19 protein-coding genes and 1 tRNA gene are annotated in these 19,471 nt (G+C 57.3%); 5 read left to right on the forward strand and 15 right to left on the reverse strand.

Annotated elements, in window-relative coordinates; genetic code table 11:
* Positions 1 to 31 precede the first annotated feature (31 nt).
* From ACPF7Z_RS03800 to ACPF7Z_RS03820, 5 genes are all read right to left on the reverse strand, one after another.
* Complete coding sequence (locus tag ACPF7Z_RS03800) at positions 32 to 892, reverse strand: cytochrome c oxidase subunit 3 (protein ID WP_425191839.1); 861 nt, start codon at positions 890 to 892, stop codon at positions 32 to 34.
* On the reverse strand, positions 889 to 1,452 hold the full coding sequence (locus ACPF7Z_RS03805; RefSeq protein ID WP_425191840.1) for a cytochrome c oxidase assembly protein: 564 nt from the start codon (positions 1,450 to 1,452) through the stop codon (positions 889 to 891). Before ACPF7Z_RS03805 ends, ACPF7Z_RS03800 begins: the two co-directional genes overlap by 4 nt.
* A gap of 38 nt (positions 1,453 to 1,490) precedes the next feature.
* A complete protein-coding gene (gene ctaD, locus ACPF7Z_RS03810; protein WP_425191841.1) occupies positions 1,491 to 3,140 on the reverse strand; it encodes a cytochrome c oxidase subunit I in 1,650 nt (549 codons plus the stop codon).
* A gap of 41 nt (positions 3,141 to 3,181) precedes the next feature.
* Positions 3,182 to 4,300 (reverse strand): cytochrome c oxidase subunit II, encoded by a 1,119-nt coding sequence (coxB, locus tag ACPF7Z_RS03815; RefSeq protein WP_425191842.1) that lies wholly within the window; start codon positions 4,298 to 4,300, stop codon positions 3,182 to 3,184.
* 131 nt (positions 4,301 to 4,431) lie between these two features.
* A complete protein-coding gene (locus ACPF7Z_RS03820) occupies positions 4,432 to 4,605 on the reverse strand; it encodes a DUF2970 domain-containing protein (RefSeq protein ID WP_425191843.1) in 174 nt (57 codons plus the stop codon).
* Between the two features lie 228 nt (positions 4,606 to 4,833).
* Here ACPF7Z_RS03820 and ACPF7Z_RS03825 point away from each other — a divergent pair, with 228 nt between their 5' ends.
* Positions 4,834 to 5,232: a hypothetical protein gene (locus tag ACPF7Z_RS03825; RefSeq protein WP_425191844.1), complete on the forward strand. Its 399-nt coding sequence runs from the start codon at positions 4,834 to 4,836 to the stop codon at positions 5,230 to 5,232.
* Positions 5,233 to 5,242: 10 nt separating this feature from the next.
* On the opposite strand, the gene ACPF7Z_RS03830 is transcribed toward ACPF7Z_RS03825, so the two are convergent.
* Both ACPF7Z_RS03830 and ACPF7Z_RS03835 read right to left on the reverse strand, forming a co-directional pair.
* Positions 5,243 to 5,971: an LrgB family protein gene (locus ACPF7Z_RS03830; protein ID WP_425191845.1), complete on the reverse strand. Its 729-nt coding sequence runs from the start codon at positions 5,969 to 5,971 to the stop codon at positions 5,243 to 5,245.
* The gene (locus ACPF7Z_RS03835; protein ID WP_425191846.1) at positions 5,968 to 6,330 is read right to left on the reverse strand and encodes a CidA/LrgA family protein; all 363 of its coding nucleotides are present in this window, start codon (positions 6,328 to 6,330) and stop codon (positions 5,968 to 5,970) included. The genes ACPF7Z_RS03830 and ACPF7Z_RS03835 overlap by 4 nt, the downstream gene beginning before the upstream one ends.
* A 224-nt stretch (positions 6,331 to 6,554) precedes the next feature.
* Between ACPF7Z_RS03835 and ACPF7Z_RS03840 the strand changes: the two genes are divergently transcribed.
* The 3 genes from ACPF7Z_RS03840 (at position 6,555) to ACPF7Z_RS03850 (ending at position 7,838) form a co-directional block, all read left to right on the forward strand.
* Positions 6,555 to 6,631: transfer RNA gene (locus tag ACPF7Z_RS03840), tRNA-Pro, on the forward strand.
* A 353-nt stretch (positions 6,632 to 6,984) separates the two neighbouring features.
* The gene (locus ACPF7Z_RS03845; RefSeq protein ID WP_425191847.1) at positions 6,985 to 7,425 is read left to right on the forward strand and encodes a hypothetical protein; all 441 of its coding nucleotides are present in this window, start codon (positions 6,985 to 6,987) and stop codon (positions 7,423 to 7,425) included.
* Between the two features lie 95 nt (positions 7,426 to 7,520).
* On the forward strand, positions 7,521 to 7,838 hold the full coding sequence (locus ACPF7Z_RS03850) for a hypothetical protein (protein WP_425191848.1): 318 nt from the start codon (positions 7,521 to 7,523) through the stop codon (positions 7,836 to 7,838).
* A 524-nt stretch (positions 7,839 to 8,362) separates the two neighbouring features.
* Here the strand turns inward: ACPF7Z_RS03850 and ACPF7Z_RS03855 are convergent.
* The 6 genes from ACPF7Z_RS03855 to ACPF7Z_RS03880 all read right to left on the reverse strand — a co-directional run bounded on the left by ACPF7Z_RS03855 (position 8,363) and on the right by ACPF7Z_RS03880 (position 15,637).
* Positions 8,363 to 10,852 (reverse strand): AAA family ATPase, encoded by a 2,490-nt coding sequence (locus ACPF7Z_RS03855; protein WP_425191849.1) that lies wholly within the window; start codon positions 10,850 to 10,852, stop codon positions 8,363 to 8,365.
* Between the two features lie 364 nt (positions 10,853 to 11,216).
* The gene (locus ACPF7Z_RS03860) at positions 11,217 to 11,522 is read right to left on the reverse strand and encodes a hypothetical protein (RefSeq protein ID WP_425191850.1); all 306 of its coding nucleotides are present in this window, start codon (positions 11,520 to 11,522) and stop codon (positions 11,217 to 11,219) included.
* 89 nt (positions 11,523 to 11,611) lie between these two features.
* Positions 11,612 to 12,409 (reverse strand): hypothetical protein, encoded by a 798-nt coding sequence (locus tag ACPF7Z_RS03865; protein WP_425191851.1) that lies wholly within the window; start codon positions 12,407 to 12,409, stop codon positions 11,612 to 11,614.
* A 97-nt stretch (positions 12,410 to 12,506) separates the two neighbouring features.
* Complete coding sequence (locus ACPF7Z_RS03870) at positions 12,507 to 13,892, reverse strand: tyrosine-type recombinase/integrase (protein ID WP_425191852.1); 1,386 nt, start codon at positions 13,890 to 13,892, stop codon at positions 12,507 to 12,509.
* Positions 13,893 to 14,242: 350 nt separating this feature from the next.
* Positions 14,243 to 14,842: a cysteine hydrolase family protein gene (locus tag ACPF7Z_RS03875; RefSeq protein WP_425191853.1), complete on the reverse strand. Its 600-nt coding sequence runs from the start codon at positions 14,840 to 14,842 to the stop codon at positions 14,243 to 14,245.
* Between the two features lie 48 nt (positions 14,843 to 14,890).
* Positions 14,891 to 15,637: a hypothetical protein gene (locus ACPF7Z_RS03880; protein ID WP_425191854.1), complete on the reverse strand. Its 747-nt coding sequence runs from the start codon at positions 15,635 to 15,637 to the stop codon at positions 14,891 to 14,893.
* 33 nt (positions 15,638 to 15,670) lie between these two features.
* Here ACPF7Z_RS03880 and ACPF7Z_RS03885 point away from each other — a divergent pair, with 33 nt between their 5' ends.
* Positions 15,671 to 15,817: a hypothetical protein gene (locus ACPF7Z_RS03885; RefSeq protein WP_425191855.1), complete on the forward strand. Its 147-nt coding sequence runs from the start codon at positions 15,671 to 15,673 to the stop codon at positions 15,815 to 15,817.
* Here ACPF7Z_RS03885 and ACPF7Z_RS03890 read toward each other — a convergent pair.
* Together ACPF7Z_RS03890 and ACPF7Z_RS03895 are read right to left on the reverse strand one after the other, a co-directional pair.
* Positions 15,795 to 17,864, reverse strand: coding sequence for an FAD-dependent oxidoreductase (locus ACPF7Z_RS03890; RefSeq protein WP_425191856.1), 2,070 nt, complete (start codon positions 17,862 to 17,864; stop codon positions 15,795 to 15,797). The two genes, ACPF7Z_RS03885 and ACPF7Z_RS03890, sit on opposite strands and share 23 nt — an antisense overlap.
* A 179-nt stretch (positions 17,865 to 18,043) precedes the next feature.
* Complete coding sequence (locus ACPF7Z_RS03895) at positions 18,044 to 19,459, reverse strand: APC family permease (protein ID WP_425191857.1); 1,416 nt, start codon at positions 19,457 to 19,459, stop codon at positions 18,044 to 18,046.
* Positions 19,460 to 19,471 lie beyond the last annotated feature (12 nt).

The following is a 19,471-nucleotide window of genomic DNA, read 5'->3' on the forward strand; positions in this document are numbered from 1 at the left end:
ATTCAAACTGACCCTGTTCAAACTGACCCGCTCAAAACACGTAGACGAAGATGAACAACCCGATCCATACCACATCGACGAAGTGCCAATACCAGGCAGCAGCCTCGAAGCCGAAGTGATTGTGCGCGGAAAAATGTCCTTTCTGGAGTCGCCATAGCATCACGCTGAGGATGATGGCCCCAATGGTGACGTGGGCGCCGTGAAAGCCCGTGAGCAGAAAGAAGGTCGAACCATAGATTCCGGCCTCCAGGGTAATGCCGAGATGATGATAGGCTTCGTAGTATTCGAAGCCCTGCACGAGCAGGAACAGCACGCCCAGCACCACCGTGCCCAACAGGCAATTGCGCGCGGTATCGCGATACCCTTCCTTCAGCGCCTCGTGGGAGAGCGTCAGGGTGATACTGGACGACACCAGGAAGAGCGTATTGACCAGCGGTAATTGCCAGGGACTGACGACCGCCTGGGGGCCGACCACGTCCGTATCCGGCGGACTCATCAAAGGCCAACTGGCCACGAAATCCGGCCACAGCAAGGCGCTGACGCCTTTCGCTCCATCACCATCGAGCCACGGCAGCGCAAAGACCCGCACGTAGAACAACGCACCGAAGAAGGCGAGAAAGAACATGACTTCCGAGAAGATGAACCAGGCCATGCCCCAGCGAAAGGAACGGTCCATCTGCGCATCGTAGAGCCCTTCACGGGATTCCTTGATCACATCGCGGAACCACAGCGCCATGACCGCAACGATCGCCGCTATCCCGATGGGGATCAGCACCATACCGGTGTCGAACACCAGCAGGATGCCCGTGCCAACCATGAACAGGCCTACCGCCAGGCCGGCAAGAATGGGCCACTTGCTGCTTGCAGGTACGTAATAGCTGCCACCGCTCATGCGTCACCTCCTTGGGTAGGTGCGATCTCGCTGAAGGACAGTTGGTCTTCCGCCGCGGGATACAGGGTGTAGGCCAGCGTCACGGTATGAACGTTCTCTGGCAAATCCTTGGAAAGTTGAAACATCAAGGGCAACTCGAGTCGCTCGCCAGCCTGAAGGCGCTGCTCCTGAAAACAGAAACAGGTGATCTTGCGCAGGTGCAAGGAGGCTTCCGAAGGGCTGACGCTGGGTACGGCTCGGCCACGCCGAGCGACCTTGCCATGATTGACAAAAGCGAAGCGTACTTCGTAGGCCTGACCGGGATGTACCCGCACCTGACGATCCAACGCCGTCAGCCGCCAAGGCAGTCCGCTGCCGGTGCGGGTAATGAACTGCACGGTGACATAGCGCGATTCATCGACCTCACCACTGACGATCGCACGGGGCTGACTTGCCGCCTTGCCATTGAGACCGGTGATATTGCAGAACACGTCGTACAGCGGCACCAGAGCCACGGTGAACCCCACCATCATCACCAACGCAAACAAGGTCTTCGTCACCGTGCGCTGTACTGGTGTCATATTACGCTCTCCCCGGCAATGCCAGCCCGCTACTCAACTCAATGAAACTTGAACCCACGTAGATCCGGCGGCGTCTCAAAAGTATGCAGCGGTGCCGGGCTGGGCACGGTCCATTCCAGATCGGTAGCTCCATCCCAGGCGTTTGCCGGCGCCTTCACACCACCGCGAACGCATTTAACGATGACCCAGATGAACAGCAGCTGAGAAAACCCGAACAGGAATCCTCCGATGCTCGACGCCATATTGAAGTCGGCAAATTGCAGGGCGTAATCCGGAATCCTGCGCGGCATGCCCGCCAGCCCTGCGAAGTGCATGGGGAAGAACAGTAAATTGACGCCAATCACCGATAGCCAGAAATGCCAACGGCCAATGCGTTCGTCCGGGTAATGACCGGTCCATTTGGGCAGCCAGTAATACACCGCCGCCATGATCGAGAACACCGCCCCGGGCACCAGCACATAATGGAAGTGTGCAACCACGAAATAGGTGTCGTGATACTGAAAATCCGCAGGAGCGATCGCCAGCATCAACCCCGAGAATCCCCCGATGCTGAACAGCACGACGAACGCCAAGGCAAAGAGCATCGGTGTCTCGAAGGTGATCGAACCGCGAAACAGCGTGGTGATCCAGTTGAACACCTTCACCCCGGTGGGCACCGCGATGAGCATGGTGGTGTACATGAAGAATAGCTCGGCCACCAGGGGCAGCCCCACCGCGAACATATGATGCGCCCAGACCAGAAACGACAGAATGGCGATGGATGCGGTGGCGTAGACCATGGAGGCATAGCCGAATAGACGCTTGCGGGCAAAGGTGGGAATGATCACCGAGACGATACCGAAGGCCGGCAGGATCATGATGTACACCTCGGGATGCCCGAAGAACCAGAAGAGATGCTGGAACAACACCGGATCGCCACCGCCAGCGGCGTTGAAGAAACTGGTGCCGAAGTTGATATCCAGCAACATCATGGTGATGACACCGGCCAGCACCGGCATGACCGCGATCAGCAGGAAGGCGGTGATCAACCAGGTCCAGACGAACAGAGTCATATCCATCAGGCGCATGCCCGGAGCACGCAGATTGAGAATCGTCGCGATGATGTTGATCGCCCCGAGGATCGAACTGATTCCCGCCATGTGCAGCGCGAAGATGAAGAAGGTGGTCGACGGCGGCGCATAGGTGGTGGACAGCGGCGCATAGAATGTCCAGCCGAAGTTCGGACCGCCACCAGGCATCAACAGGGTCGACAACAGCAAGGTGAAGGCGATAGGCAGCAGCCAGAAACTGAAGTTGTTGAGCCGCGGTAGCGCCATGTCCGGCGCTCCAATCTGCAGCGGCACCATCCAGTTGGCCAGGCCCACGAAACCCGGCATGACGGCCCCAAAGACCATGATCAGACCGTGCATGGTGGTCATCTGGTTGAAGAATTCGGGCTGTACCAATTGCAGCCCCGGCTGAAAAAGCTCCAGACGCACTACCAGGGCCATGACGCCGCCGATCATAAACATCGACAGCGAGAAGATCAGATACAGCGTACCGATCTCCTTGTGATTGGTGGTCAACAACCAGCGCAGTGGCCCGCCACGGTAGTGATGCTCTTCTTCCTGCGCCCCATGCGCCGTTGCGCTGCCTGCGGCGCTTTGGCTGTGCTCGAGGGTTGCCTTGGGGGGTGATTTGGGAGCCATCGATCATTCTCCTCGTACGTCAGCTTGCGTACTCATGCCTGCTAGGGGGCAACAAGCGCCTGGATATCCGCCGGTTGAACCACATCACCGGTCTCGTTACCCCAGGCATTGCGCTCGTAGGTGATTACCGCGGCGATATCCACCGGACTGAGCGTGCCACTGAAGGCCGCCATCGCAGAGCCGGACACGCCATTGACGACCACGTCGATGTGCCGATCGAGGTCATCCATCAACGCCTGATTGCCTGCCAGGGCCGGGAAGGTCGGCGGCATGCCCTGGCCTTCCGCCTGGTGACAAGACGTACAGATACTGCCGTAGACCTTTTCGCCCCGCTCGACCAACTCCTCCAGCGCCCATTCACGATCGACGCCACTCGCCTCCGCAGCGGCTTCCTGCTTACGCTCGGCAAGCCAGGTATCGAATTGCTCCTGCTCCATGGCCTGTATCACGATCGGCATGAACGCATGGTCCTTGCCACACAGCTCGGTGCACTGACCGCGGTAGATGCCGGGCTCCTCGATGCGCGTCCAGGATTCATTGACGAACCCGGGCACGGCATCCTTCTTGACGGCCAGATCCGGCACCCACCAGGAATGAATGACATCCGCCGAGGTCGTCAATAGCCGAACCTTGCGATCCACCGGCAGCACCAGCGGCTGATCGACTTCAAGAAGATAGTGCTCGCCCTTGTCCGCCGTGCCGGCAATCTGCTCGCGGGGGGTATCTAGGTTGGAGAAGAACATCACGTCCTCTCCCATATAGTCATACTGCCAACGCCACTGATGGCCTGTGATCATTACGTCGTAATCCGCCTCGGAGGCGTCGTACATATTCTTGAGGGTGGCAGTGGCGGGGATCGCCATGGCGACGAGGATGAGAAACGGGATGGCCGTCCATATCACTTCGACGGTGGTATGCTCATGAAAGTGCGCAGCCTCGGCGCCCTTGGATCGTCGGTAACGAAACAGGGAATAGAACATCACGCCGAACACGATCACGCCAATGATCACGCAAATCCAGAAGATGATCATATGCAAATCATAGACATCACGACTGACCTGCGTGACGCCCACCGGCATGTTCCACCCCGCAGCATAGGATGGTTGGAAAAGATCACTGATGCTCGCCATCAGAGTGGCGAGAACGAACATCTTGCGCATCCATCCCTCCTTAGTTGTTTTAATACATTGGAGCGACTATTCAATGAATAAATTAGCGGGTTCTTGACGAGTATAGAAGAGCTTTGAGATTTGCGAGAAATGATATGTCACAAAATTAAACGCTTACGGATTCAACGAGCCGCCATGCTAGCCACCAGAAACACGATGACGACCATGACCAAGGCCAACACGATGCCCATCAGAATGAACGCCCCCGGCTTGCCCTGCTCAAAGTCCTTGCGGCGTCGTTGATCCTGCTGCACGCCAAAGAATGCTGCCAACACCGATTTGACGACGTCCCACATGATGCCTCCCACCTGACAGATAGGCCCGCACCCTACCCGTAGGTCAGCTAGCGGGCTGTTGTGCGCCTGACTCGATTCAACGCTTGAAGATGATTCGGATCAAGTTATATCCAGATAATATATGAATCGATAATCATAACTGCCGTGAGAGACTACACTGAGCGTAGGTCAGTACAATCACCAAGGCGTAGCATTGCAAACCCAGATGCAAGCTACTCGGAGGGTCCCATGGCAACGTCCAACTTCAATCGCTTCCCTTTCCCGCTGATAAATGTCGATACCCTACCCTTTCCGCTGGCAAACGCCGACACAACCACTTCCCCTGCCTGGTGGATGCAGCAGTGGATGGAGACGGTGAATACGACCACTCGGCTACAACTGGTCTGGTTGAATATGCTGGGAAGCGCCATGCAACAAGAAGCTGAGTTCTTCAAGATCATGGCTGTCTCAACTGAAAAACTGGCCCATGGCGCGATGAACCAGGATTTACTGCGGGATCCCTCCGCCATGGTGGCTCACTACCAGGAAGTTGCCGACGATATCACCCAGGCGACGATGAATCGCATGAACAAGGTCACCGAGCTCTCCCAGGATTTTCGTGAATGCTTATGGGACGAAATAGGCTGATAGACTCTTTTCACAAACCGAACAACCTAACGATCAGGGGCAGCAGGAAAGCGGTCAGCATGCCGGTCAGGCCCATGGCCAGACCGGCAAATGCTCCCGCCATTGCGCCTAGCGATGCAAAACTCTGTGCCGTACCGAAGCCATGGGCCGTCAGTCCCATGGTAAAGCCTTGAACGCTAGGGTCCTTGATTCCGAGCACACGAAAGATCAGCGGCCCTAAGGCGCACCCGACGGAGCCTGTCAGTAGCACCAATCCTGCGGCCAATGAAGGAATACCACCGATCTGTTCAGCGATCCCCATGGCAATGGGCGAGGTGACAGAACGCGGTGCCAAGGACAGCAGGGTTTCACGCTGCGCCCCCAGCAGCAGTCCAATACCCAGTGTCGAAGCAACAGCGACGCCAATGCCGGTCACACAGGCCGCCAATATCGGCAGCAGCATGCGCCGCACGCGTTCGCGATGATCGAACAGCGGGATCGCCAAGGCTACGGTCGCCGGCCCCAGCAGAAAGTGAATGAACTGCGCACCCTGAAAATAGGTGCTGTATTCGATCCCCGAGAGCAGCAGAAAACCAATTAGCAGCGCAATCGCCACGAGTACCGGGTGCGCGAACGGCGAGCCACCCAACCAGCGATTGATGTGTGTCGCCAGCACGAAAGCAACGAGAGTCGCCAGCAATGACAACAACGGGTTGCCAGACAGATAAACCCAGAGCTGATCGATAGCAACCAGATTCATCGCTTGCCCCCTCCTGTATAGCGCCTGGCCAGCCAATCGAGAACTTTCGCAGTTACTGCCAGGGTAATCGCAGTCGACAGCACCAAGGTGATCACCAAGGTCCAGAAATCGGCGCGAATCAATTCGAAGTGCACCATCAGCCCAACGCCAGCAGGCACGAACAGCAGTGTCAGATAACGCAGCAACCCCTCGCCGGTCTTACGCAACGCATCCGGGACATGGCCGTTGATCAGCAGCCCGACCAACAGGATCACCATGCCCAGCACCGGCCCGGGCACCGGAATCGTCAGGCCCTTGGACAACAACTCGCCGAGAAACTGGCATCCAAGCAATACGCTCATGCCGATGATCAAAGGCATCGATCTCTCCCGTCTGTATTCAAGTCGCGAAATAGTACAATGAAAGCGGGGCATTGCGAGCGCCGTCCTTTTCAAAAAGACGCTACATCAGTGACAAGCGATTGAAACGAAAGCCGATTCCAGGCTTGCATTTGGCAAGGAAATCGCTAGTATATGCCTCGTTCCATGCCAGCCATATCAGCACACGCTGATTTATTGGGAGGCGGGAATTCAACAACAGGAATCGGAGCGTGGCGCAGCTTGGTAGCGCGCTGCAATGGGGTTGCAGAGGTCGCAGGTTCGAATCCTGTCGCTCCGACCAGAAAGATTATTAAAAACCGCCACTTACGGATCATGCCGGGTGGCGGTTTTTTGTTGTGTTTAGCTCTAGGTGACATATAGGTGACAGGCTGCGGATGACGCCCGCCCGCTTTCCTCTGCAAGGCGGGCCAAGATGGGACTCCTACCTCTCCTGGCTGGAACCGGCTTTCGACCCCCCGGCCCATGGGTCCCTTCCCCCCGCCAAATACTGGCCTGGATGCACGCGCAAAAATTATATTTTGTAGAAAATTCTGATATTTCTCGTCCCACCTTGCTGCGTTTATCTACTACTGGTCGGCCAGCCAGTAGTGACAGGGTATAATGGCGCTAGTCGATGAATAGAGGAGAACAGCGATGGCCGGTAGCCCAATGAAGCAAGCACGCAAGACCCGCTGGCAGGCGCTGCAAGACGATCCAGGCTTCGCGCAGGATTGCATCAATCGGATAGCTTGCGGGGATAGCATTCGTGCTCTAGCCACTGAGCATGATGTCCCCATCAGTACCTTCCATGATTGGATAACCCGAGAGCATGGCGACTCTATCGCCTTCGCTCGGCGGGCGCTCGCTGCCAATCTGGCCGATTTGATGATGCTATCGGCGGAGCGTGTCGAGGCAGGTGAACTCGATCCAAAGGCGGCCAGCGCTGCCGCGAGCATCCGACAGTGGCTGGCGTCTCGGTACGACAGAGAGCTGTTCGGTGACAGGTCGCAGGTAGATATGCGGGTGCAAGGCAGCGTCGATATGCATCTCGCAGCGGTGCGCGAGTTGACGCAGCGTGAAAGCAGCATTGATTAGGGGCGGGTAAGGTGGCAGAGGCTGAATGCCCCCACCACTGGCGGGGGGATCATCTCAGCTTTGAAAAATAATAATTTCTTGAGGAGTGCAGGGGCATGAAGAGATTGCTTTACGTTGTTTTTATCTTGGCCATGGCGTTACAGGGGTGCGCCACTGGAGAGAAGGCACAGAACCTTCGAGAGGGCATGACCAAGGCGGAGGTTGTTTCCCAACTCGGGCAGCCGGATGGCTTCAAGCGAGACGGGGAGTACGAAGCATTGCAGTATACCAATCGTCTGATTAGTGGCTGGTCCTGGGACCGTACTGATTATGTCGTGATCCTGAAAGACGGTAAGTTAGTCGAGTATGGCCCTGGTGAAGTTCGCCAGAGAGACCCTAGCGCCAGCACGCTGGTGGTCGTGCCAGTCCAGTAATGCCCCCACCACTGGTCGGACACTCGCGCACGCGAGGGGAGGATGCCGCCCATGCTGGCAGGGAGAGGGGCTCTCCTCCCTCCCCCTTCACCAAAAGGACGTAACGCCTCTGGCAACGGCAGCGCCTGCCTCACAGTAGGTAGCCGTATTTTCCAGAATCATCTCTTCTTTCTCTAGGAGGGGTAGCTCTACCCGAAACACCGAAACAAGACTTATTTATCAATGACTTAGACGATATTCTATCCGAAACATCAGGGTGGTGTGTTTCGGATGGATATGAGGATAAGCTATTGTTTTTATTGATTTGTTTCGTTGTTTCGGGTGGGACAGGGGGGTGTAGAGAAAGATAACGCTTAAAGGCATCTTGGAAGTCAGCCAGCAGGTAGCCCTTCTTGGTCAGGAAATCAATTCGTATCTGTTTCGACTTGATGCCAAAGCCAGCCAGCTTTCTCCCCACCACTGGTCGGACACTCGCGCACGCGAGGGGAGGCTTGTGCTGAGTAGCGTCCACCGGCTCCCCTTCCTCAGAGTAGGTAGTCGTATTCTCCTGAATCATCTCTTCTTTCTCCAGGAGGAGCCTTCCTTTGCCGACCAGGAGGGGGTGAAAATACATCTGGCTCAATGTCCGGTTTTGTTTTTCGGCGCACGCCTGGCTGTGGCTGCCGGAATGTCCGGTTTAGTGTCCGGTTTACAGCCGGTTTACAGCCGGTTTGTCCGGTTGGTGCTTCTGGCGGGTGTCCTGTCCTGTCCGGTCCCCCTAGAGGGGCCGGCCGGATAGGACAACCGGCACCCGGGGAGGAAGTGGAGGCAACACCAACATGAGCGGCACTCTTGTTTATTCCCCCACCGGCTGGCGTTGAGGGGAGGCCGCCGTAGCGGACGTGTTGGCCGACGACTTGGATAGAACCTGCCTCTTCCAGTGAACTCAGCACCCCTGGCCAGCGGCGACGATCTACTGTCTCTCGACAAGCCTGCCGCCACTCCTCTATGTCCACCCATACCGGGGCAGGAGGAGCCCCCGCCCGGAGCGCTTCCGCTTCACGCTCTTGGCTTAGTTCGGTTAGCTTGGCCAGAGCGGTAGTCTGGTTCTTGCCGGGCTTCCTCCCCCTGGTCGGCATAGCAGGGGCGTCCTCCGGAACGAGGCAGGCTCCGAACACGTCGCCCCCATCCTCGTCCACCAAAGGTAGTTTGACGCTCTCCAAAGTGAAGTAGATGGGGGGCGGCAGGTCTGCATCCTTCATCTCGGTAGGGGTGAGGGTCACGCTACCGGTCGCGTCCCTCTTGACCAGATAGCCGGCGTCGATGGCTCCAGGGAGTGAGGAGTTTCCCCTTGCTCCTCTCCCTTCGTCCTTGCCGGTGTGATGGACGACCAAGGCGGTGCAACGCCAGTTGGCTCGGATTTCATCTAGATGCTGGACAAATCGGCCCATGTCTTCCGTGCTGTTCTCGTCAGCACCGAAGTTGCGGGCCAGGGTGTCCACGACGACGATGGCCGGCGCGCGGTTGGTATCCTGTGCCATTTCTTCAATAGCGCGTAGCACCTGGCCAGCTGCGTTGCGGTCGGTGAGGGGCGCGGCCTTGTTTGATACTGCCAGCGGCGCGCCCTTCAGCGAGACGCCTTTGGCCTGTTCCCACGCGGCGAATCGCCGGGCTAGGCCGGTGTGTCCCTCGCCAGCCAGGTAGAATACTGCACCCTGCTTAACCTCGTGGCCGTTCCAGGGAGTGCCGGTAGCGACACAACATGCCCAGTCGATGGCCAGGAAGGATTTGCCAGACTTCGGGGGTCCGTAGATCAGCCCCAAGCTGTCCGCCTCCAGGAAGCCTTTCACCAGCCACGCTATCGGCTTCAGGCGGCCCACCAGGTCGCCGACAAGCGTATAGCCAAAGGGTGGCCTACCCCCACCCTCCGTTGCCTTCCTGGGAGCTTCTTGGGAATCTTCTGCATCGCGCAGGGTCAGTACACCTCCTATGCCCCCCTCTGTTGAACACTCGGCCTCGAAGCCATCACCCGCCGATGGGGCCACATCATCCGGCGCCTTCTGGCTGGCGCTCCATGCACTGGCCAGCGTAGCCCCTGCCTCCTCTTCATCGAGCCCAGCCGCCAGGGCTGCCGCTTTCAGTCCTTGCCTCACTTCGCCTTCCTCCGCTTGCCCAGTATGTACGAAGCTGAATGCGCGATATGCCTTCCGGTACAACACTCGGTTACGCTCCCCCTCCATGGCTTCGGTGATGTCGTTGTAGATGCCGTCCAGGGAGCGGCGAACGTAGGGTGTCATCTCACCACCACTGGCAGGCGCTACCGGCTGCCCCCGTTGGTAGGTAGGTTCTTCCACCAGGGGGACGCTCACGGCTTCCCTCGTCCCCTCCTTGAAGCCTGAGCGCACCGCCACGGGATCGCTTACGCCTGCCTCGAAAATCGGCGCAGCTGTGTAATGGATTTGCGTGGCGCTGAACAGGGCGATATCGAAAGGTGGCTTGCTGGGCTTGGGCCATCGGTGCTTGGCCCATGCCTTGAGTTGCCCGCTGGTACGGGGCGCTTCCAGCCAGAACCAGGCGCGTGCCTTGAGCTTGCCTTGAGCATCGGGGCGGCCAGCGGAGCCGGTCAGTTGCCAGTGGAAGCTGGCCGTCCCCCACTCGGGTAGATGAGCCTGTAGAAATTCTTCGATGGCTTCCTGGGGCTGATCCAGCGGATCGGCACCTAGCGGCGTGAAGTCGTCAATATCCAGCGCCAGCCACTGGCGGGGGGCATCCGCGAAGTTTTCTTTCGTGCGGCGGTATCTGCCACCTTCTTCCGGGATGGCATCAGGCTTCAACCCGCCACGGATGATGCAGGCGCGAGGGTCGCCTTCCAGTTGGGTCAGCAATGTCGATAGCGCGGCTATTCCCTCAACCCCCTGGCTGGCAATCGAGAAGGTTCTAACCTGGCCATAGGGGGCGATGGTGCCGTCTGCCGTCCAGGTCTTGGCCAGAACCAGCGAAGGGTCGCAGCGTAGCACCGTAACGGCTTGCGCCACGGGGTCAGTTGCTATAACGTTTGTGGAATGCTGTTGTGTTATACCCCCGAGAGCGGTTGCCGCCGTCTCGGGGGGTTCTGTCACTTGATCCATCACCACACCTCCCCTAAGCGCACAAGCATAATGCATAGGTCTGAATCGGCGTTATCCGCCTCACTTCTAGCGTCCTCAACGAGCAGAGTTAAAGCCAGAAGTAACCCGGACCTTTCTTCATTTGTTAGCGCTCGCTGGGGGATACCGCCTTCCAATCGAGGGGTGGCCCTCTGTAGCGCTTTCACAAGGGGACGCATGGCGGTGGCAGTATCTCTGCTCTTTCGAATGGCTTTCCTGGCCGTTCTGATAGCTTCAATCTCAAAATCAAGCATCAGGCATCCCTCCCCTTGGTCGCTACTTCGGCGGTGCTTCCATAGTCGGGGGCTTCCGCCAGCCAATCGAGGATGTCTCTCAGGCGATATTTGACAGAGCGGCCACGTTTCACGAAACGCGGTGCTGGTCGGCCAAGTAGCACACCAGTTGAGCGGCTTTTCCGTCCTGTGGTGGGCTGGGCCGGTATAAGGCCAGGGAATACAGCTTGCTCGGTCAGTTCGATGAATGCTGGATCGAAGCCATCGCGATAGCGGGCCAGGGCGTTGGCTAGGATGTTGCTGGGGTCTTGAGTCTTGGTGAGCATTGAGGGCGATCCTCGTCGTGGGTTGACGCCTTCAATAGTGGGGGGTGCTCACGAGGGGTTCATGCAAGAATGGCAAAATACATTTTTGCTCAGGTTTTTCGCCTTTTCTGGTTCTTCACTATGGCTTCGATGATGCCTCCTTCCTCAATCCTGACCAGGTAGGGGAGAAGTTTTTCATCCTGAAAGTCTTTCAGTAGCCTTACCACTTGGCGTGGATCGCTGTTGCCTAGGCAAAGTACCTGTTGCAAAGCACTTACTTTTCCGTGAATGCTTTTTCCAAGGTGGATACCTTCCAGAGCAGCCCATAGCATCAAGTCCATATAGGCCGCGACGTAGTAATCAAGCAGCTTACCTATCCATGCTGGCCCGGAAGGGTCTATTTGTTCTTCCTCCATTTCTGGCAAGCTAAGCGCCATTATCAACTTTTGCCTGACCTCGCTCGGATGAACTGCGGTCTGCTTAAGCTGGCCGAGAGAATCTTTCAGAAGTGTTTCCAACTCCCTCCTCTGGTAGGCCTCTTGTTCTTGACTGGCCTCATCATTCCTGGCGTCTTCCCGCTCTAAAACGGCGGTAAATACCTCTACTACGTCACTGCTATCTGCCATCCGTATAGTGGAGGTCAGGCAAGCATATAGAGTCATTCGGCTACACTCATCGGGGCGCTGGTAGGGGTTGGCGGACCACTCTTCCAGGATGCTGAGCGCCTTTTTACGCTTTCCTTCATCAAGGCGCTCGGCATCAAAACCCCGCCCCATGACGGCTTGGTAAAAAGGGACGCGATCCAGGACCGCCAGGGCTGCCTCTCGCAACGCCGCTTCATTTGGTGGCTTGCATGTGTAGCGCTTTTCGTTGAACCACTTGGGTAGCTGGACAATATGGGGTGCCATTTGCGCTACTCCTGACGCACTCCATTTGAAGGGTTGGCTGGCGGGCGTGGTGGAGTTGCCACGCTTTCGGGTGATCGGCCCTAGCCAGCCAATGGGGTCAGGCTTGCTCTCTCGGCGCCAGCCCTTGCATGACTTCATGACTTCCATGACTTCGATTCGACGAATATCTTTGGGTGTCTTGTTCCGGCACCTTCCTGGCAAACGCCTCTACCGCATCGCGAGTATGGTCGGGGCGCAGGTGGGCGTAGTGCTGGATGGTCGTCTGGATATCGCTATGGGCCATCAGCTTGGAGACGGTCAGAAGGTCGGTGCCTGCCATCACCAACTGGCTGGCGAAGTGGTGGCGCAGTGAATACAGCAGCAGGTCATTGGGCAGGCCAGCCAGTTGGCGCACTGTCGCCCACGGCTTTTGCATGGCCGTTCGATCCATTCGCTTACCATTGCACGTTGAAGGGAAGACGAGGCCAGCCTTAGGCTCACCCTGCTGCTGGTGCCATGTCTTGAGTATGTCCACGGCGGGACCAGATAGCGGGAAGGTCTGGGGCTCCGGGTGATGATGTGCGGTCTTCTCGATTACTTTACGGATCGTGGCAAAGGTCAGATTGACGTGCTCCCAGCGAAGGCCAGTTATATCGCCAGGCCGAAAGCCGGTGTAATACATGGTCAGTATCCAGGGCTTGACGTGATCCACGAACGCTACTTCATCGAGGCTGGGTAAATACGCCTTGCCATGGGCGCGGCTCTGGCGCCGCTGCTCCCGCCTCTTCTCCTGGTAGGCGTCCAGGCCAGCGAATAGCGCCTTCACTTCCTTCTCTTCCAGGTAACGGCGGCTGGCTGCCTGCTCGGTCATGGCCTCATCACTCATGGCGGGCTTTTGCAGCTTGACGCCAGCCAATGGGTTGATAGGGATTGCCTTGCGCTCGGCAGCGTGCACCAGTAAGGCATGTAGCGCGTCATAGGATCGCTTGAGGCTGCCAAAGGCCAAGGGCCTGCCTTTTCCTTCCTGCTCGGCCTGCCAGCGCTCCACATCGGCAAGGGAAAGGCTGCTCATCGGCTTGTCTAGCCAATCGGCAAAGTCCTTCTCGATCCTGCGTAGCGTTCCCTTTCCGTCTTTGCGGCGATTCTGAAAAGCGGTATAGGGACCAGCCAGGTAAGCCCTAAGTGTCTGTTGTTGCTGGCGCTGGGCTTCGGCCTTGGCCTCTTCCAGCACGGCGCGGGGATCGCCACCTTGGGCCACGACAGCCAGGGCTTCGGCGGCATCCTTTCTGGCCTGGGTAGCCGTGAGCGCACCATAGCGCCCAATAGTCATCATGCGGCGCTGGCCGGTCTTGGTGCGGTAGTAGAGGCGGAAGGTCAGGCCCCGCTTGCCAGGGCGAACATGGAAGCCTGCCAGTTCGGTATCCCATATATCGTCTGCTGGCGGGGTCTTGGTCAGTTGCTCCAATGCCCTGGCAGTCAGCTTCATCTTGGTAGGGTCTGACATGGTAGTCCGCCTCTAGGTGACAAATAGGTGACAGCTATAGGATACAATAGGGCATGATGGGGAACAATGAGAAACAACTAATCAACATGTAATGCAATGTTTTTATTTATTTTATTGGCTATTCTTGTTTCTGTTAGTTCCTACTTAAATATGGCATAAACGGAATGGGGTTGCAGAGGTCGCAGGTTCGAATCCTGTCGCTCCGACCATAGATTACTGATATTAAAGCCATCTTTAGGAATTCCTAGACATGGCTTTTTTCATTTTCTGCTTATCGCGCCTCGTGGCAACGTTTTTCAAGTGACCAGCCGCCTTAGCCGCTAATCGTATCACTCGAAGTCATGGACCGCTCAAGACAAACCCTCAGCACTTTCAATTACCACCGCATATAAATCCTTCATCGAGGCCAAGGCGGCGTCATGCACATCTTCAGCGGAGAGATGCTTTCCACCCGCCGTCTCCAGAGATCTTGATGCGGTGGTATTGGCAACCACCGTCGGTGCATAACCCAGATTGAATCCACCCTGGGCAGTCGCGAGAACACACATGTGGGTCATGAATCCAGCCAAGACAAGGTTGGTGACACCCAATGAATTCAAGTGCTCATCCAGATCGGTCTGAAAAAAAGAGTTCGGATAGTTTTTTGTAACTATCAGCTCCCCTTCCTGGGGAGCAACGATATCGGCGATGGCGCCACTGTCACCGTTGATGTCGAATGGTGAACCTTCGCCCGCATCATGGCGGATATGAATGACCGGAGCACCGACCCTGCGCGCTTGGTCCTGCAGCTTTCTGGCTTCTTGCAAAGCCTCTTCGACGCCTGTCAGCTGCAACACGCCTTCACGATAGGTGTTCTGGCAGTCGATAAGGATCAATGCAGAGTCCTTGAGACTCGCCGGTTGAGCAGGGAGCCCTTGCAACGCTCTGAGCGTAGTCGGTTCATTATTCATATCGGATTCTCGGTTTCATCCTTGTATGTACAGGTCACTGAATAATCGCTATTCATTGTCCTTTTGATGTGCACCTTCGATCTTACGTCGATAGCGCAGCAGAATCTTCAGGCTATCGACGCTTTTTGTTAGATCAGGGCTCGAATCAGCGTCTTTTGCTCCCCATATTCCTTGAGGTTCATTCATTGAGTGCCCCTCGTTGAACTGCTCGATCACCGCTTGAGCCCTTGAAGACGAGGTTTTCGTATAGTTATCCATAGGCAAATCCGCTTGATGCGACAGATTACGTGTCAGCTCGTCGATGACCCTATCCGTGGCTGACAGGGCTTCCTCGTTCAATACCTCCAGCAACCGTGCCTTTTCGACGCTGCCAAGTAATTCGATGAGCGTTGCACTACGTTCGCTGAGCGCTCTACCCTCATCCTCCTGAACCTGGCTAGACTGCTGCATCAGGCGTAGCGCCGTTCGATAAAGATCGGCCTTGCCGGCATCGAGCTCGCCTACCAGGGTTTCCGCCTCTTTCGTCAGGCGCTGCAGCTTGATTTCGCTGCCGAGGATCGTGATATGGGTGATGCGATGCCAGATCAGCGTGACCAGCCCCACGCCGAAAGCCAATGTCAAAAGGCTGACGAAGGCGCCCCCTTCGATTCGACCGTTGTGCAGATAGAAGAAGGCAAGCCCCGCCAATGCGCCGAAAGCGGCTACAGCAAGAAGAGAACGCTTTCGTCTTGCGTACCATGGTTCAGGCTTGTGTGCGTCGCCTTCGCACCGAGCCTTGTCGCGCCGCTGCTCCATCTTGCTCAGTCTTTGTGAATATAGGAACACTAAATGTACGACAAAAATGCAGCGTCCGTTACCGAAGCCGCTGCAATGATGCTTAGCGGTGAACTTGAATCTAACGACGAGCTGGCGATTTACCTATTACGCAAGCAACCGCACGTCTCCATTCGTTTCAATCCACTGCCAGAGCCGTGATTTCTCTGCGGAAAGGCAGGTCATCGCCAAGATCGTCAGCATCCAGTTCCCGGGCATAGCGGTGTCCGGCGTAAGTCGCCCAGGCAATCGGGCCCGGCGCATTGGCATCACCGATGAGCTTCACCGTTTTGATTCCCGCGTCCGTCCACTCCGGCTCCCTGGCTTTCAGCGCGTTGAACAACTCGTCGTCTGCTTTTTGAGCAGTGACCAGGACTACCGCATCCGCGGCAAAGGTCTGGGTCCGGTTGGTATAGACGCAGTTGCTGATAACGTGGTCAGCGGCGATTTCTGTAATGCCGCGATTGAGCACGATATCGACACCGGCCTCGACCAGCCGGGGGTGGATGGCGATCTGCTCCAGGGTGTTGTTGGTCCAGTCCGATACATAGGCCGCCGGGGTGATCAGCGTGACGTCCGCGCCATTTTTCGCCAGTAGCTCCGCCAAGACACCGCCCATGTAATAGTGATCATCGTCGAACACCACGACCTTGCCCTGAGGGATCGTGCCATCCATCAGATCGTCCGGCGTGTAGATCTTGGCATCCGGTGAAATCGGCATGGGCACGACGTGCTGTCGAGCCACCCCGTCCCGGCGCCAGGTAGCGCCGGTGGCAATCGCCACGTTCTCGAAGCCGAACTCCATGATGTCGTCCGCACTCAGCTTGCTGTCCAGATAGATATCGACATCCGGACGCTGGGAAAGCTGGTACTGGCGATAATCCACGACTCGGCCCCAGGCGCTGAGTCCGGGCAACTTGCACTCCCGGATCACGCGACCGCCGATTTCAGTGCGCGACTCCGCCACCGCTACCTGATAGCCACGACGACAGAGTGCCCAGGCCGCCTCCAACCCAGCGGGACCCGAGCCGACGATCAGCACGTTGTCGCTATCACCCTTGGGATTCATCTTCTCGGGATGCCAGCCCTTGCGCCACTCCTCCATGAAGGTAGGGTTCTGGGTGCAGCGGCTGATCGACATGGTCATGTCGCCGGTAATGCAGATGTTGCAGCCGATGCATTCGCGGATATCCTCGATCCTGCCTTCCTCGACCTTTTTTGGCAGAAACGGGTCGGCAATCGACGGGCGCGCGCAGCCGATGAAGTCGAGAACACCGGATTTGATCTGCTTGACCATGACATCCGGGCTGGTAAAGCGGCCAACACCGACGATGGGCTTGTCGGTGAGCTCGTGAATGCCGCGCACCAGCTCCTGCTGAGCGGCCTCTTCCTTGAAACGGGACGGACCGGAGCACTCTTCCCAGGTGCCCTGGGCCAGGTCCCAAAGATCCGGTAGATCCTTGTTCATTTCGATGTAATCGCGCACCTCCGCGTTGGAGAACCCCAGCTGGCCGATGGTCTCGTCCAGGCTGACACGCAGGGTAATGCCCATGGTGTCTCCCACCGCGTCGCGCATGTCGGCGATCACCTCCTGGGAAAACCGCGAGCGATTCTCCAGGCTGCCGCCATATTCATCCGTGCGCTGATTGGTGGCACGGCTCAAGAAGTGCTGAAAAATGCCAAAGCCATGGGCACCGTACAGGCAGATCAGATCGAACCCTGCCTCTTTCGAGCGTTTAGCCGCATTGACGAACCAGCGGCGCAGATCGCGAATGTCCTTCTTGTCCAAGGCACGAGCCTGTACCGGATCATTGGTGAAGGTACGGATCGGCAGGGCCGACGGTGCCAAAGGTACTTCCTTGCTATACAGATTGGGGCCATTGATGCCGGAATAGGCGAGCTGAATGCCGGCCAAGGCGCCGTGCTGCTTCATCCTCTCGGACATCTTGCGCAGCATCGGGATGTCCTTGTCTTCCCACAGCCGCAGCTCGATGAACGGGGTGATTTCCGAGGTGTGATGCATCTCGCATTGCTCGGTGAAGATGACGCCCCAGCCGCCTTCGGCCTTGATTCCGCGCATTTCAGCGGCAGCCGAAGGATCGCGATAGCCGCCGCCATTGCAATGCGGTACCTGATAGAACCGGTTCTTAGCGGTGACCGGCCCGATCTGCATTGGCTCGAAAAGAATGTCATAACGTGGATCGCGCACTGTTCTACTCCTTTATTTCTTTATTGGTTTGCAACGGTCTTACGTCGCAATGCCCACCGGGTCTGCGTCCAGCACGATTCCTGTCTTCATGGGAATCTCCTTCCCGCTCTATTCAACTGCATGAATGGAGCGGAATGTGATGAACGTCTATGTGGCTGTCTCGCGATTGATTTGAGCTCTCAGCGCTTGATGATCTCGTCGAGGGGTTCGGGCTTGAACAGCGGCTTGCGCATCACGAGCTTGATCCACACCACGGCGATGACACTGACGATGCCCAGCACGACGCCGGCATTGGTGAAGATCTTGACCGTCAGCTCCGGAGCCGGTGAAGCGTAGACGATGGCGTAGGCCATGCCGGCAATACCGACCAGTTGGGGTAGCGGATAAAACGGCGAACGATAGGGACGCTTGGCGTTGGGGTAACGAACGCGCAGCGCGATCACGTTGACGTGGGCGATGATGTAGGCCAGCAGCCAGGCGATGGCGGCAGAGATCAGCAAGAGCCCCACGGTGGTTGGATCATTGCCCCATACCAGTAGCGGCAAGCCGGTAACGCCGGCAATGAACAGCACCGCGACCCAAGGTACTTGGGTGGAGCGGGTCAACCAGCCCAGCATCGGGAAGGCCTGGCCCTGTTCCGCCATGCCCTGCATCATGCGCGGGATTGCGGCGAGGGAGCTGTTGACGGTGCTGCAGGTCGCGGTTATTGCCGCCACGGCCAGCAGGAAGGTACCAGAGCCGCCGAAGACGGCGCTGGCATACTCCAGGTGCGGCAGATCGGCGGAGAGCAGAACGTCTCGAGGCACATAAAAGAGCGCGCCCAGGCAGTAGATGGCGAAGACCACGAAGATCACGGTCAGGCCTATATACATGGAGCGCGGAATATTACGTGCCGGATCGCGTGAATCATTCACCAATGGACAGACGAACTCCGCCCCGACATAACCCCAGATGGCCAGTGCGATCAGTGTGAAGGCACCGTCACCGAGGTTGAACCCTTCCGCCAGCTTGGAGGCTTCAAAGGTCTGAGGCGCAAAGCCTCCAGTGACAGCGCTTACTCCAAGTAGCAATAGCGCTACCACCATGGCAAAGGCCAGGACACTCTGTAGCTTGGCAAAAATGTCGATACCCAGCAGGTTGAGCAGCGTGAACACGCCAAGAATGCCAAAGGCGACGTAGTTGGTGCTCTCAACCGCTGGATAGAGCACGCCGAGAAAGTAGTTGACCAGCAGCAGCTCCGCGGAGAGTGCGAACATGGCCACTACCACATAGCCGGAGAACACCGAAAGAATTGCCGGGAATTGACCCAGGGCCACTTCTGTGTAGGCGCTCAAGCTGCCCGCCCGGGGTATCAGCAGTGACAACTCGGAGAAGGACGCCGCATAGCACAGCGCCAGAACCCAGGCGATGGCGAGCGGTACGATGAAGGCCGCACCGGCAATACCCACGCCCTGAAGCATCAGCACCATGACGCCTTGGGAGACGACCAGACCCACTGCAACGGCGGTAAGGGATTTAAGACCTAGAACACCACTGGCTTTCTTGTTGGCGGCGATCGACGTATCCGCCTTGCCGGATAGTTGTGATTCCATCATTTCAACCCTCGT

This window comes from Halomonas sp. GXIMD04776, assembly GCF_049808615.1.
In the GTDB taxonomy this organism is placed as follows: Bacteria; Pseudomonadota; Gammaproteobacteria; order Pseudomonadales; family Halomonadaceae; genus Modicisalibacter.